Raw genomic sequence first — 14453 nt, forward strand, 5'->3', positions numbered from 1 at the left:
CGCTAAAGAACCGAGAACCGATCATGTCCGAAGACAACATCCTCACCGCCCGCGGCTGGATTCGCGGCCGGCTGATTCACGAACACGGCAAGGTCGTGTCGATCGAAGGCCAACCGTGCGATCCGGCCGACAACGACCTGCCTTACCTGCTGCCAGGTTTCATCGACCTGCACGTTCACGGCGGTGGCGGCAAAGACATCATGGAAGGCGCAACCGCCTTCGAGACCATCACCAAAACCCACGTGCGTTTCGGCACCACGTCGCTGCTGGCGACCACCATGACCGCGCCGCCTGCAGAAATTTCCAGCGTGCTCAAAGCCGTCGGCGAATATTGCGAACAGCGCCCGAAAGGCAGCGCCCGAGTCCTCGGCGTGCACCTAGAAGGCCCGTACATCAACCCCGGAAAACTCGGCGCCCAACCGAATTTCGCCCACACCGCGTTGATGGCCGAAGTTGAAGAATACTTGGCACAGGCGCCGATCCGGGTGATCACCATCGCCCCGGAAATCGCCGGCCACGACGCGTTGATCCGTGACCTCAGCGCTCGCGGCGTGCGCATGCAAATCGGCCACACCCTCGGCAGCTACGAGGAAGGCGTTGCCGCGCTGAACGCCGGCGCCAGCAGTTTCACCCACCTCTACAACGCCATGAGCCCGCTGCATCACCGCGAGCCGGGCATCGTCGGCGCGGCACTGGCTCACGCCAAATACGCCGAACTGATTCCGGACTTGCTGCACGTACACCCCGGCGCCATCCGCGTGGCCTTGCGCTCGATCCCATGCCTGTATTGCGTCACCGATTCCACCGCCGCCGCTGGTATGCCCGACGGTGAATACAAGCTCGGCAGCCACACCGTGACCAAATGCCTGGGCGGTGTGCGCTTGCCCGACGGTACTTTGGCCGGCAGCACCCTGACCATGGATCAGGCCCTGCGCAATCTGGTGAAGATCGGTTTGCCAATCGCCGAGGCCTCGCAACGTCTTTCGCAATTCCCCGCCGACTACCTCGGCCTTACCGAACGCGGGTGCCTGCAACCGGGCAGCTGGGCCGACTGCGTGCGGCTCGATCGCTCACTCACACTGACCGCCGTCATGGTCGAAGGAGAAGACATTGACTTCAAAAATGCTTGAAGAGGCGCTGTCCTCGTTCGAGGCCGTGCAAGCCCAACTTCAACAACTCGACCCGCAGATGATCGAGATCGCCGGGCGCCTGCGCCGTCAGCCGCCGCAAGTGGTAATGACTGTCGCTCGCGGTAGCTCTGATCATGCCGCCAGTTACTTCGCCTACCTGACCATGCAGCAATTGGGCTTCCCGGTGGCGTCGTTGCCGATGTCGGTGGTGACCATGCTGCAAGCGCCGTTGAAGGTCAGCGGCCAAGTGGCGTTCGCCTTCTCGCAGTCCGGGCAAAGTCCCGATCTGGTGAACAGCATGCGTCTGCTGCGCAAGCGCGGTGCCCTGAGCATCTCGATGGTCAACGCCGAGAGTTCGCCGCTGGAGGCCGCGTGTGAGTTCAGCTTGCCGCTGTGTGCCGGCACCGAAAGCAGCGTCGCCGCGACCAAGAGTTTTATCGCCACCCTCAGCGCCAGCGCCCGTTTGATCGCCCACTGGAAAGAGGACGTGGAATTGCTGGAGGCCGGCCTCGCGCTGCCAGAAGGTTTGCGCGAGGCGGCGAAACAGGACTGGAGCCTGGCCATCGACGCCCTGCGTGATTGCCAGCGCCTGATGGTGATTGGTCGTGGCGCCGGTTTCGCCATCGCCCAGGAAGCCGCGTTGAAATTCAAGGAAACCTCGGCGATCCAGGCCGAAGCCTTCAGCAGCGCCGAGGTCCGTCACGGTCCGATGGCGTTGATCGATGAAAATTATCCACTGCTGATCTTCGCCCCTCGCGGTGCCGAGCAGGCCGGTTTGCTGAGCCTCGCCGCCGACATGCGCCAGCGCGGTGCCCGCGTATTGCTGGCCGCACCGGATGACATTGCCGAACGCGACCTCACCCTGACCCGCGCCGAACACCCGGCCCTCGACCCGATTCTGGCAATCCAGAGTTTCTACGTCATGGCCGCCGGTTTGGCCGTCGCCCGAGGCATGGACCCGGACCAGCCGCGGCACTTGAGCAAAGTGACCCGCACGCACTGAGTCCGAATCCGTACGTATTTCCTGATGAGACCGAGCCATGCACAACAATAATAAAGAGCTGACCCTCAGCGCCCCGCTCAGCGGCCCGGTGCTCACGCTCGCCAAAGTCCCGGACCCGGTGTTCGCCAGCGGCGCCATGGGCGACGGGATCGCCATCGACCCGCTGAATGACACCCTCCACGCCCCGTGCGCCGGCGTCGTGGTGCACGTCGCGCGCACCGGCCACGCCGTCACCTTGCGTGCCGACAACGGCGCCGAATTGCTGCTGCACCTGGGCCTCGACACGGTCGAGTTGCAAGGCGAAGGCTTCTCGATGCTGGTCAAGGAAGGTGCGCGGGTCAGCAACGGCCAACCGTTGTTGCGCTATGACCTGGACAAGGTCGCGCAACAGTGCAAAAGCCTCGTCAGTTTGATGATCCTGACCAACAGCCAAGACTTTCAGGCGCGGCCGATCACGCTGAAGTCGGTGAAAGTTGGCGAGCCATTGCTGCACATCATTCGTCGGCACGCGTCGGGTGCGCAGGCTGAAGCGGAGCTATCCGGGGAAGAAATTCATGGCTACGTTCGCGTCGCCCATCGGGGCGGTTTGCATGCTCGTCCGGCAGCGCTGATACGTCAGACAGCGCAAGGTTTCAAAAGCAAATCGCAGCTGCACTTCTCTGGCAAATCGGCGACCTGCGACAGCTTGATCGGACTGATGGGTTTGGCCATCGGCGAGCAGGACGAGGTTCAGGTCAGCTGCCAGGGGCCGGACGCCGAAGCCGCGTTGCAAGCGCTGCTGATCGCGTTATCCACAGCGCTGGCCGAAGACAGCCACGCCGCCGCGCCGACACCGATTACCCGACGCAATCGAGCAGCCGAGGCGGGCGTGCTGCACGGCGTCTGCGCCGCTCCCGGTTTGGTTGGCGGGCCGTTGTTCCGCTTGAACGCAATCAGCCTTCCGGTGGACGCTGGCAACCATGATCCCGAGCAACAGCTGCTCGTTCTCGACACCGCGCTGACCGTTGTGCGCAGTGAAATCGACCACACGCTGGCCCAAGCCAGGAAACATAAAAACACCGACGAAGAAGCGATCTTCGCCGCGCACCTCGCCTTGCTCGAAGACCCCGCGTTGCTAGACGCGGCGAACACTTCCATCGACCAAGGCATGGCCGCGACCCACGCCTGGAGCCAATCGATCGACGTGCAGTGCGAGGTTCTCCAGCAACTCGGCAGCCCGCTGTTGGCAGAACGCGCCAACGATCTGCGCGACCTCAAACAACGCGTGCTGCGTGCCCTGCTCGGCGAAACCTGGCACTACGACGTGCCGGCCGGCGCCATCGTTGCCGCGCATGAGTTGACGCCGTCCGACCTGCTGCAACTCAGTCAGCAAGGTGTCGCCGGGTTGTGCATGGCCGAGGGCGGTGCGACTTCCCACGTGGCGATTCTCGCGCGCGGCAAAGGCTTGCCGTGCATGGTGGCACTGGGTTCGACGCTGCTGGATCAGCAGCAAGGCCAATCGGTTGTGCTGGATGCCGATGGCGGTCGCCTCGAACTGATGCCAAGTGCCGAACGTTTGGCCGAAGTGCATCAGGCACAACTCGATCATCAACAGCGCCGCGCCGAGCAACAGGCTCACGCTCACACCCCGGCGCTGACGCTCGACGGTTTGCAGATTGAAGTCGCCGCCAATGTGGCCTCCAGCGCTGAAGCGGCCGAGGCGTTGGCCAATGGTGCAGACGGCGTCGGCTTGCTGCGCACCGAGTTTCTGTTTGTCGATCGCAACACTGCGCCGGACGAAGAAGAACAGCGGATCGCCTATCAAGCCGTGCTCGACGCCATGGGCGACAAGTCGGTGATCATCCGCACCATCGACGTTGGCGGCGACAAGCAACTCGACTACCTGCCGCTGCCGGCTGAGGCCAATCCAGTACTCGGCCTGCGCGGTATTCGCCTGGCTCAGGTCCGTCCGGAAATCCTCGATCAGCAATTGCGCGCGCTGTTGCACGTCAGCCCGTTGTCGCGCTGCCGGATCCTGTTGCCGATGGTGACCGAGGTCGATGAGTTACTGCACATCCGCCAGCGCCTTGATGCGTTGTGTACTGAGCTCGGTATCAGTGAACGCCCGGAACTGGGGGTGATGATCGAAGTCCCGGCCGCCGCGCTGCTGGCCGAACAACTGGCCGAACACGCGGACTTCCTGTCCATCGGCACCAACGATCTGTCCCAATACACCCTGGCCATGGACCGCGACCACGCCGGCCTCGCCTCGCGCGTCGACGCCATGCACCCTGCCCTGTTACGGCTGATCGCCCAGACCTGCGCCGGGGCGGCGCTGCATAACCGTTGGGTCGGTGTCTGCGGCGCGCTCGCCTCCGATCCGCTGGCCACGCCAGTTTTGATTGGCCTGGGCGTCAGCGAGTTGTCGGTCAGCCCGGTGCAGATCGGTGAAATCAAGGACCGCGTCCGCCACCTGGATGCGAGCGAATGCCGACGCATCAGCCACGACCTGCTCAAGTTGAGCAGCGCCGGGGCGGTACGTCACGCCTGTCACCAGCAATGGCCTCTGAGCTGAACAACTACAAAAATCCAGGGAGAACCGCCATGTACCAATACTTCATCGAAGGCCTGCAACGCCTCGGTCGCGCACTGATGCTGCCGATCGCGATCCTGCCGATTGCCGGCCTGTTGCTGCGCCTGGGCGACACCGACCTGCTGAACATCGCGATCATCCACGACGCCGGCCAGGTGATCTTCGCCAACCTGGCGATGATCTTCGCCATCGGCATCGCGGTCGGTTTCGCCAAGGACAACAACGGCACCGCGGGCCTAGCCGGAGTCATTGGCTACCTGGTGATGATCTCCACCCTCAAGGTGCTCGACGCGAGCATCAACATGGGCATGCTCGCCGGGATCGTCAGCGGCTTGATGGCGGGCGCGCTGTACAACCGTTTCAAGGACATCAAACTGCCGGAGTACCTGGCATTCTTTGGCGGCCGGCGCTTCGTGCCAATTGTCACCGGGTTCGCCGCCGTCGGCCTGGGCGTCATCTTTGGCTTGATCTGGCCGCCCATCCAACACGGCATCAACAGCTTCGGCACGTTGATGATGGAAAGCGGCAGCTTCGGTGCGTTCGTCTTTGGCCTTTTCAACCGCCTGCTGATCGTCACCGGGCTGCACCACATTCTCAACAACATGGCGTGGTTCGTCTTCGGCAACTTCACCGACCCGACCACCGGCGCCATCGTCACCGGCGACCTGTCGCGCTACTTCGCGGGTGACCCGAAGGGCGGCCAGTTCATGACCGGCATGTTCCCGGTGATGATCTTCGGCCTGCCCGCCGCCTGCCTGGCGATGTACCGCAACGCCCTGCCGGAACGCCGCAAGGTCATGGGCGGGATCTTCCTGTCGATGGCGCTGACTTCATTTTTGACAGGTGTAACTGAGCCGATCGAATTCGCCTTCATGTTCCTCGCGCCGCTGCTTTATCTCGTGCATGCGTTGCTGACTGGCCTGTCGATGGCAATCACCAACCTGTTGAATATCCATCTCGGCTTTACGTTTTCCGGTGGTTTGATCGACATGATTCTCGGCTGGGGAAAATCCACCAACGGCTGGTTGATGGTACCGGTCGGCCTGGCGTATGCAGTGATCTACTACGTGGTGTTTGATTTCTGCATTCGTCGGTTCAACTTGAAAACGCCGGGGCGTGAAGATGTTCTGCATGGCGACAAAGTGGTCATCGCTGAGAATGAACGGGCCGGGGCTTACATCAAGGCGCTGGGTGGTGCGCAGAATTTGATCACCGTGGGTGCGTGCACCACTCGGTTGCGGCTGGACATGGTGGATCGCAACAAGGCAAACGATGCGGAGTTGAAAGCCCTGGGTGCGATGGCGGTGGTGCGTCCGGGCAAGGGTGGGAGTTTGCAGGTCGTGGTCGGGCCGATGGCCGACAGCATTGCCGATGAGATTCGCTTGGCGATGCCTGCGCTGGGGCGCGCACTTGTTTCCTCCCCTCCTGCTGTTATCGATGCGCCGAAACCTGCTGCGGTGGCGAATTCAGAAGCACAGCAATGGCTGAATGCGTTGGGCGGTGGCGAGAACGTATTGCAGATGGATTGCATCGCCATGACCCGGATTCGATTGCAACTGGCGGATGGCAAGGCGTTGTCGGAATGTGATTTGAAGGCGTTGGGTTGCCAGGGTGTCAGTCAGTTGGAAGGCAGCGTTTGGCACCTGTTGATTGGCGATAAGGCGCCGAGTCTGAGTCATGCGCTGGAGGTGTTGGTCAATCGCAGTGAGGTGAGCGCCAAGGTTTAACCCTCACCCCCCTGTAGGAGCTGTCGAGTGAAACGAGGCTGCGATCTTTTGATTTTGATTTTCACAAGCAAGATCAAAAGATCGCAGCCTCGTTTCACTCGACAGCTCCTACAGGGGTTGGGGGTGTTTCTTGATTTTTCGGCAATAAAAAACCCGCTGAAATCACTTCAGCGGGTTTTTCATTTCAGCGATCCGGAAGATCAGAAATCCTCCAGCCGCCACACCTCATAAGCCGGTGTCTCGTAGGGATGACTGAGTTTCAATGCAGCCACCACGGCCACCATCAACTCATCCGCCACCACCAGCTCAACCTTCCATTCCTCAACCTGCTCGACCTGCCCCGCTTCACCAATGAACGGCTGACTGCCATCCAATGGACGAAACTGGCCAAGGCCGAGCACTTGCCAGGCGCAATGGTCATAAGCGCCGATCCGTCCGCCACCAGCGGCGAATACGGCACTTTTGACCTGTTCCACATGACTGGTCGGAACAAAGAAGCTGAGCTTGTACACGGCGCTTAGTTAACCCAGACGCGCGCATTACGGAACATACGCATCCAAGGTGCGTCTTCGTTCCAGTCTTCCGAACGCCACGAGTTCTGCACCGCGCGGAACACACGCTCCGGGTGCGGCATCATGATCGTCACGCGACCGTCACGGCTGGTCAAACCGGTGATCCCGCGCGGCGAGCCGTTCGGGTTGGCCGGGTAGTTTTCGGTGACCTTGCCGTGGTTGTCGACAAACCGCATCGCCACGCAACCCGACAGATCAGCTTCCAGCAACGCTTCTTCGCTGGCGAACTCGGCATGACCTTCACCGTGAGCAATGGCGATCGGCATACGCGAACCGGCCATGCCTTGCAGGAAGATCGAGTTCGATTCCTGAACCTGAACCATCGCCACGCGCGCTTCGAACTGCTCGGAACGGTTACGCACGAAGTGCGGCCAGAACTCGCTGCCCGGGATCAGCTCGTGCAGGTTGGACATCATCTGGCAACCGTTGCACACGCCGAGGGTGAAGCTGTCGTTACGTTCGAAGAAGCCCTGGAACGCATCGCGAGCGCGGCTGTTGAACAGCGCGGACTTGGCCCAGCCTTCGCCGGCACCCAGTACGTCGCCGTAGGAGAAACCACCGCAAGCGACCAGACCTTTGAACTCGTTCAGGTCGACACGGCCGGCCAGAATGTCGCTCATGTGCACGTCGATTGCGTTGAAACCGGCGCGGTCGAACGCGGCCGCCATTTCCACCTGACCGTTGACGCCCTGCTCACGCAGCACGGCAACCTGTGGGCGGATGCCTTTCTTGATGTAAGGCGCGGCGACGTCCTGGTTGACGTCGTAGCTCAGCTTGACGCTCAGGCCCGGGTTGTCTTCTTCCAGCAGCACGTCGAACTCTTGTTCGGCGCAGTCGGCGTTATCACGCAGACGCTGGATCTGGTAGCTGGTTTCAGCCCACTGACGTTGCAGCAGACGACGCTGGCCTTCGAACACGGTTTCGCCGTTGAAGGTGATGTTGATCTGGCCGTTGTTCATCGGCTGACCGACCACCGAAACGCAGTCACCCAAACCGGCAGCACTGAACTGCGCGAGGATGTCTGGAGTAGCGTCCTGGCGAACCTGGATCACGGCACCCAGTTCTTCGTTGAACAGGATTGCTGCGATGTCGGCAGAAGTTTCTGCCAAACCGTCGAGGTTCAGGCTCAGACCGCAGTGGCCGGCGAAAGCCATTTCCACGGTGCTGGTCAGCAGACCACCGTCGGAACGGTCGTGGTAAGCCAGCAGGTGACCGTCGGCGTTGAGGCCCTGGATCACGGCGAAGAAAGCTTTGAGGTCTTCGGCATCGTCGACGTCCGGCGCTTGCGAACCGAGCTTGCCGTGTACCTGGGCCAGGATCGAGGCGCCCATGCGGTTCTGGCCACGGCCCAGATCGATCAGGATCAGGTCGGTGGTGCCCTTGTCCATGCGCAGTTCCGGCGTCAGGGTCTGACGGATGTCAGCCACAGGCGCGAAACCGGTCACGATCAGGGACATCGGCGAGGTGACGGTCTTGTCGACGCCTTCGTCGTTCCAGCGCGTGGCCATGGACATGGAGTCCTTGCCCACCGGAATGGTGATGCCCAGCTCAGGGCACAGTTCCATGCCGACCGCTTTCACGGTGTCGTACAGACGCGCGTCTTCACCCGGGTGACCGGCAGCGGACATCCAGTTGGCCGACAGTTTGATGTCGGAGATTTTGTTGATGCGCGAAGCCGCGATGTTGGTCAGGGTTTCGCCGATGGCCATACGGCCCGACGCCGGAGCGTCCAGCAGAGCCAGCGGAGTACGCTCGCCCATGGCCATGGCTTCACCGGTGTAAACGTCGAAGCTGGTGGCGGTGACGGCAACGTCGGCCACCGGAACCTGCCACGGGCCGACCATCTGATCGCGGGCCACGAGGCCGGTGATGGTACGGTCGCCGATGGTGATCAGGAAGCTTTTGCTGGCCACGGCCGGGTGATGCAGAACGCGTTCGACGCAGTCTGCAATCTCCAGAGTCGACGGATCGAAATCGTCGCCCAGTTCGTTTTCGCGAACGGCCGAACGGTGCATGCGCGGGGCTTTGCCCAACAGCACTTCCAGTGGCATGTCCACCGGGCTGTTGCCGAAGTGACTGTCGGTGACGGTCAGTTGCGGCTCGGCAGTGGCTTCGCCGACGACGGCAAACGGGCAACGCTCGCGCTCGCAAATAGCCTGGAAGCGTTCAAAGTCAGCCGGACCGACCGCCAGAACGTAGCGTTCCTGGGATTCGTTACTCCAGATTTCGTGCGGGGCCATGCCCGGCTCGTCGTTTGGAATGTTGCGCAGTTCGAAGCGACCGCCACGGTTGCCATCGTTGACCAGTTCCGGGAAGGCGTTGGACAGACCGCCCGCGCCGACGTCGTGGATGAAGCTGATCGGGTTGTGTTCACCCAACTGCCAGCAACGGTCGATGACTTCCTGGCAGCGACGCTCCATCTCAGGGTTTTCGCGCTGAACAGAAGCGAAGTCCAGGTCTGCCGAGCTGGTGCCGGTGGCCATGGAGGAAGCGGCGCCGCCGCCCAGGCCGATCAACATCGCCGGGCCGCCGAGTACGATCAGCTTGGAGCCAACGGTGATCTCGCCTTTCTGTACGTGTTCGGCACGGATGTTACCCATACCACCGGCCAGCATGATCGGCTTGTGGTAACCGCGAACTTCGTCGCCACGCGGGGTGGTGATCGACTGTTCGAAGGTACGGAAATAACCGGTCAGGGCCGGACGACCGAATTCGTTGTTGAACGCGGCGCCACCCAGTGGGCCTTCGATCATGATGTCCAGCGCAGTAACGATGCGCTCAGGCTTGCCGTACGGCACTTCCCATGGCTGTTCGAAGCCCGGGATTTGCAGGTTGGACACGGTGAAACCGGTCAGGCCAGCCTTTGGCTTGGCGCCGCGACCAGTCGCACCTTCGTCGCGAATCTCGCCGCCACTACCGGTGGACGCGCCCGGGAACGGGGCAATCGCGGTCGGGTGGTTGTGCGTTTCGACTTTCATCAGGATGTGCACCGGTTCCTGCACCGCGCCGTACTGGCGGGTTTCAGGGTCCGGGAAGAAACGGCCGGCGACGTTGCCGACGATTACCGAAGCGTTGTCCTTATAAGCGGACAGAACGCCTTCGCTGTGCATCACGTAGGTGTTCTTGATCATGCCGAACAGGCTTTTTTCCTGGCTCTGACCGTCGATGTCCCAACTGGCGTTGAAGATCTTGTGACGGCAGTGCTCGGAGTTCGCTTGGGCGAACATCATCAGTTCGATGTCGTGCGGGTTGCGCTTCAAGCCGACGAAGGCGTTGACCAGGTAGTCGATTTCGTCTTCGGCCAGGGCCAGGCCCAGCTCGGTGTTGGCTTTTTCCAGCGCGGCGCGGCCGCCACCCAACACGTCGATCGCGGTCAGCGGTTTCGGCTCGGCATGGCTGAACAGGCCGGCGGCTTGTTCAAGGTTGCCGAGGACGATCTGGGTCATGCGGTCGTGCAGCGCATCGGAGATCAGTTGCGCTTCGGCGTCGCTGAACTGGCCGGCGACGTAGAACGCGATGCCGCGTTCCAGGCGCTGGATTTTCGTCAGGCCGCAGTTGCGAGCGATGTCGCTGGCTTTACTGGACCATGGCGAGATGGTGCCGAACCGCGGCAACACCAGGAACAGACGACCGGTCGGCTCTTGTACCGGAACACTTGGGCCGTACTTCAGAAGGCGCGCGAGCACCTGCTGTTCGTCGCCGGTCAGGACGCCGGTAACTTTGGCGAAGTGAGCGAATTCAGCATACAAGCCGCTGACAGCCGGAACTTTCTGGCTCAGTTGCTCAAGGAGTTTGCTGTGGCGAAAGGCAGAAAGGGCAGGAGCGCCGCGCAGGATCAACATCTTCGGGACAGCCTCGGGAAGGGGTGTGCTTTGAGGCCGTGCATTCTAGCCTAAACGGGCCGCGACATCACCCGAAACGGTACGGGCGGCTGCACCCGGGCGTCGGGCCGGGTGTTCGGACAACAAACAGGTGCGCGCCGAGGGTTATTTTTTCTGTCGCAAAATGCTGCTCGGGCCCATTCCTGCGGGCTCCGGAGAGGTTTTCAGTTGCCTAGCAGACAAGCCCTTCGCTGTCGAGATATGGCGCTCGTGGTCCTTTGCGTATACTGCGCAAATGTTTTCCCCAACGGCTTTGCGTCCGCGGTTCGCCAAATGGCTGATCGCAACCGGACTCTTCCTGGTGCTCAGTGGCTGTGTTGATAAACCCAACACGCTGGAGCGCGTAAAGGAGGATGGCGTGCTGCGGGTGGTTACCCGTAACAGCCCCGCCACCTACTTTCAGGATCGCAACGGTGAAACCGGCTTCGAATACGAGCTGGTGAAGCGCTTCGCCGACGATCTGGGGGTGGAACTCAAAATCGAAACCGCCGACAACCTCGACGACCTGTTCAATCAGGTGGGCAAACCCAACGGCCCGGTGATCGCTGCTGCCGGCCTGGTCAGCAGCGACAAACGCAAACAGCAGGTGCGGTTTTCCCACTCTTACCTCGAAGTCACCCCGCAGATCATCTATCGCAACGGCCAATCGCGGCCGACCGACGCGAAGGATCTGGTGGGCAAGAAGATCATGGTGCTCAAGGGCAGCACCCACGCCGAGCAATTGGCGGAGCTGAAAAAGAAATATCCCGGCATTGAATACGAAGAGTCCGACGCCGTTGAAGTCGTCGACTTGCTGCGGATGGTCGATGAAGATCAGATAGATCTGACCCTGGTCGATTCAAACGAAGTCGCGATGAACCAGGTCTACTTCCCCAAAGTACGGGTAGCCTTCGACCTCGGTGACGCCAGCAACCAGAGCTGGGCGGTGGCCGCCGGCGACGACAACAGCTTGCTCAACGAGATCAACGACTACCTCGACAAGGTGAAGAAAAACGGCACCCTGCAACGCCTGAAAGACCGCTATTACGGGCATGTCGATGTGCTGGGTTACGTGGGCGCCACGACCTTTGCCCAACACTTGCAGCAACGTCTGCCCAAATACGAACAGCACTTCAAGGCGTACGCCAAGAAAGAGAAAGTCGATTGGCGCCTGCTGGCCGCGGTCGGCTATCAGGAATCGCTATGGCAAGCGGCCGTCACGTCGAAGACCGGTGTGCGCGGCCTGATGATGCTGACCCAGAACACTGCGCAGGCCATGGGTGTGTCCAATCGACTGGACCCTAAACAAAGCATCATGGGTGGCGCCAAGTACCTGGCCTACATGAAGGAACAGCTGGATGAGTCGATCCAGGAGCCGGATCGCACATGGTTTGCACTGGCGGCCTACAACGTTGGCAGCGGTCACCTGGATGACGCGCGCAAACTGGCGGCCAAGGAAGGACTGAACCCGGACAAGTGGCTGGATGTGAAAAAGATCCTGCCGCGGCTTTCAGAAAAGAAGTGGTACAGCAAGACGCGTTATGGCTATGCCCGGGGCGGCGAACCGGTGCATTTCGTGGCGAACATCCGTCGTTACTACGACATCCTGACGTGGGTCACTCAGCCGCAGCTTGAAGGCAATCAGGTGGCTGAAGGCAACCTGCATGTGCCGGGGGTCGACAAGACCAAGCCGAATCAGGAAACCCCTCAGCTCTAACGATCACCACAACACATTGTGGGAGCGAGCTTGCTCGCGATAGCAGTCTTTCAGTCAACATCTTCGTTGAATATTAAGACGCCATCGCGAGCAAGCTCGCTCCCACAGGGTTTTGTGTTTGGCTTTAGGCTTTTGCGGCGGCCAGGATCAATGCCTTCATCTCCGAAACCGCCGACTTGAACCCGACAAACAACGCATGAGCCACCAGCGCGTGGCCGATGTTCAGTTCGTTGATGCCCTTGATTGCTGCGACCGCTTCAACGTTATGGTAATGCAGACCGTGACCGGCATTGACGATCAAACCTTGAGCCAGACCAAACGCCACCCCATCCGCCACACGCTTGAGCTCTTCAGCCACATCGGTCGGCGTCTCGGCATCGGCATAACGACCGGTATGCAGCTCAATAGCCGGCGCACCAACACGACGGGACGCTTCGATCTGCCGCTCGTCAGCATCAATGAACAGCGACACTTCACAGCCGATCTTTGACAGGCGATCCACCGCAGCCTTGATCCGCGCTTCCTGCCCCGCCACGTCCAGACCACCTTCGGTCGTCAGCTCCTGACGGGTTTCCGGTACCAGGCAAATGTGCGCCGGACGAATGCGTTCGGCGAACGCCATCATCTCTTCGGTGACGCCCATTTCGAAGTTCATGCGGGTTTGCAGCACATCCTTGAGCAGCAACACGTCGCGCTCCTGAATGTGCCGACGGTCTTCGCGCAGGTGCACAGTAATGCCGTCAGCGCCCGCCTCTTCCGCGTCCAGTGCTGCCTTGACCGGATCCGGATAGCGCGTGCCCCGGGCCTGACGCAAGGTGGCAACATGGTCGATGTTCACGCCAAGAAGAATGCGATTGCTGGTGGTCACGGAAGCGCTCCTGAAAATGGAAAAGTTCGGCGCACAGCATACACGGGGAGATAGGGTCTGTTGATGTTTGGCAGCGGCCGCGACGGATGACCACTTGGCGCAGGGCAAGGCGCGAGGAACGTAGTTTGGTTGTTCCAAATAAGTTCCGAGCAACGCAGCCCTGCGCCAAGTGGGCGCCCGGCGCGGCCGCTGCCAAGCATCAACAGACCCTATGGCTTGCGAAACAACTCGCGACTGACCAAGGGACGACCGCCCAGATGAACGGCCAGTGCCTGGCGCATCAATCGCTTGGCTGCCGATAGCGCGCCAGGGGCTGACCAATCTGCATCGGCCATGGCCAACAGCTCGGTGCCATTGAACAGACCGGGTTGCAGCAGGTAAACCCGTTCGAGCCCTGCATCCACTTGCAAACGGTAAAGACCGTCCGGCGCGATCGGATCGCCATGGATGTCGGTGGTCAAGGCGAAGCCGTAACCGAGATCATCGAGCAGCCGCCACTCGAAAGAACGCAACAACGGTTCCAGCGGACGACCTTCGGCCAGCGCAAGCAGGGTCGCGGCGTAGTGCTCAAACACAGCAGGATGCGGGTCTTCGGACGGCAACAGCCGAATCAACAGCTCATTGAGGTAGAGACCGCTGAACAGCGCCTCACCATTGAGCCAGGTGGAGACGCCAGCGCTTTCCATGCGACCGACGTTCTTCAATTCACCACGCCCCCGGAACTCGACTTCCAGCGGCACGAACGGCCGCGCCAACGTCCCGGCCTTGCCTCGTGCACTGCGCAACACCGCCCGCAGCCGACCTTGCGGCGTGAGGAAATCCACCAGCGCGCTGTTTTCGCGGTAGGCGCGACTGTGGAGCACGAAGGCGGGTTGGCCGAGGGGTTGGGACATGGAGTTCTCAATGACGGAACGCAGTTTTACAAACAACCCAAACCCAATGTGGGAGCGAGCTTGCTCGCGATGAGGGCATGACATTCAACATCGATGTTGACTGGCAGACCG

General features: G+C 61.1%; 9 protein-coding genes. 5 read left to right on the forward strand and 4 right to left on the reverse strand.

Annotated features, from left to right (window positions below):
• The first annotated feature begins 23 nt into the window (after positions 1-23).
• From nagA to nagE, 4 genes are read left to right on the forward strand one after another with little or no spacing between them, the layout of a single operon-like run.
• Positions 24-1130: an N-acetylglucosamine-6-phosphate deacetylase gene (gene nagA, locus ACA056_RS23460; protein WP_497268128.1), complete on the forward strand. Its 1107-nt coding sequence runs from the start codon at positions 24-26 to the stop codon at positions 1128-1130.
• A complete protein-coding gene (locus tag ACA056_RS23465; RefSeq protein ID WP_497268130.1) occupies positions 1111-2133 on the forward strand; it encodes an SIS domain-containing protein in 1023 nt (340 codons plus the stop codon). The genes nagA and ACA056_RS23465 overlap by 20 nt, the downstream gene beginning before the upstream one ends.
• A 37-nt stretch (positions 2134-2170) precedes the next feature.
• A complete protein-coding gene (ptsP, locus tag ACA056_RS23470; protein ID WP_497268132.1) occupies positions 2171-4687 on the forward strand; it encodes a phosphoenolpyruvate--protein phosphotransferase in 2517 nt (838 codons plus the stop codon).
• A 29-nt stretch (positions 4688-4716) separates the two neighbouring features.
• Positions 4717-6432: an N-acetylglucosamine-specific PTS transporter subunit IIBC gene (gene nagE / locus ACA056_RS23475; RefSeq protein ID WP_497268134.1), complete on the forward strand. Its 1716-nt coding sequence runs from the start codon at positions 4717-4719 to the stop codon at positions 6430-6432.
• A gap of 200 nt (positions 6433-6632) precedes the next feature.
• On the opposite strand, the gene ACA056_RS23480 is transcribed toward nagE, so the two are convergent.
• Together ACA056_RS23480 and purL are read right to left on the reverse strand one after the other, a co-directional pair.
• Positions 6633-6944 (reverse strand): NGG1p interacting factor NIF3, encoded by a 312-nt coding sequence (locus ACA056_RS23480; RefSeq protein WP_497268136.1) that lies wholly within the window; start codon positions 6942-6944, stop codon positions 6633-6635.
• 5 nt (positions 6945-6949) lie between these two features.
• Positions 6950-10846 (reverse strand): phosphoribosylformylglycinamidine synthase, encoded by a 3897-nt coding sequence (purL, locus tag ACA056_RS23485; protein WP_497268138.1) that lies wholly within the window; start codon positions 10844-10846, stop codon positions 6950-6952.
• Positions 10847-11120: 274 nt separating this feature from the next.
• On the opposite strand from purL, the gene mltF reads away from it, so the two are divergent.
• Positions 11121-12581, forward strand: a complete 1461-nt coding sequence (gene mltF, locus ACA056_RS23490; RefSeq protein ID WP_497268140.1) for a membrane-bound lytic murein transglycosylase MltF — start codon at positions 11121-11123, stop codon at positions 12579-12581.
• A gap of 124 nt (positions 12582-12705) precedes the next feature.
• Here mltF and pdxJ read toward each other — a convergent pair whose 3' ends face one another.
• Positions 12706-13449, reverse strand: coding sequence for a pyridoxine 5'-phosphate synthase (pdxJ, locus tag ACA056_RS23495; protein ID WP_095130562.1), 744 nt, complete (start codon positions 13447-13449; stop codon positions 12706-12708).
• Between the two features lie 209 nt (positions 13450-13658).
• Positions 13659-14342, reverse strand: a complete 684-nt coding sequence (recO, locus tag ACA056_RS23500) for a DNA repair protein RecO (protein WP_497268142.1) — start codon at positions 14340-14342, stop codon at positions 13659-13661.
• Positions 14343-14453 lie beyond the last annotated feature (111 nt).

It is taken from the genome of Pseudomonas sp. LBUM1666 (assembly GCF_059695775.1).

Coding starts and splice junctions, on each gene's coding strand:
- ptsP (WP_497268132.1), top strand. CDS start 2,171: ATGCACAACAATAATAAAGAGCTGACCCTCAGCGCCCCGCTCAGCGGC.
- purL (WP_497268138.1), bottom strand. CDS start 10,846: ATGTTGATCCTGCGCGGCGCTCCTGCCCTTTCTGCCTTTCGCCACAGC.
- nagA (WP_497268128.1), top strand. CDS start 24: ATGTCCGAAGACAACATCCTCACCGCCCGCGGCTGGATTCGCGGCCGG.
- mltF (WP_497268140.1), top strand. CDS start 11,121: ATGTTTTCCCCAACGGCTTTGCGTCCGCGGTTCGCCAAATGGCTGATC.
- recO (WP_497268142.1), bottom strand. CDS start 14,342: ATGTCCCAACCCCTCGGCCAACCCGCCTTCGTGCTCCACAGTCGCGCC.
- nagE (WP_497268134.1), top strand. CDS start 4,717: ATGTACCAATACTTCATCGAAGGCCTGCAACGCCTCGGTCGCGCACTG.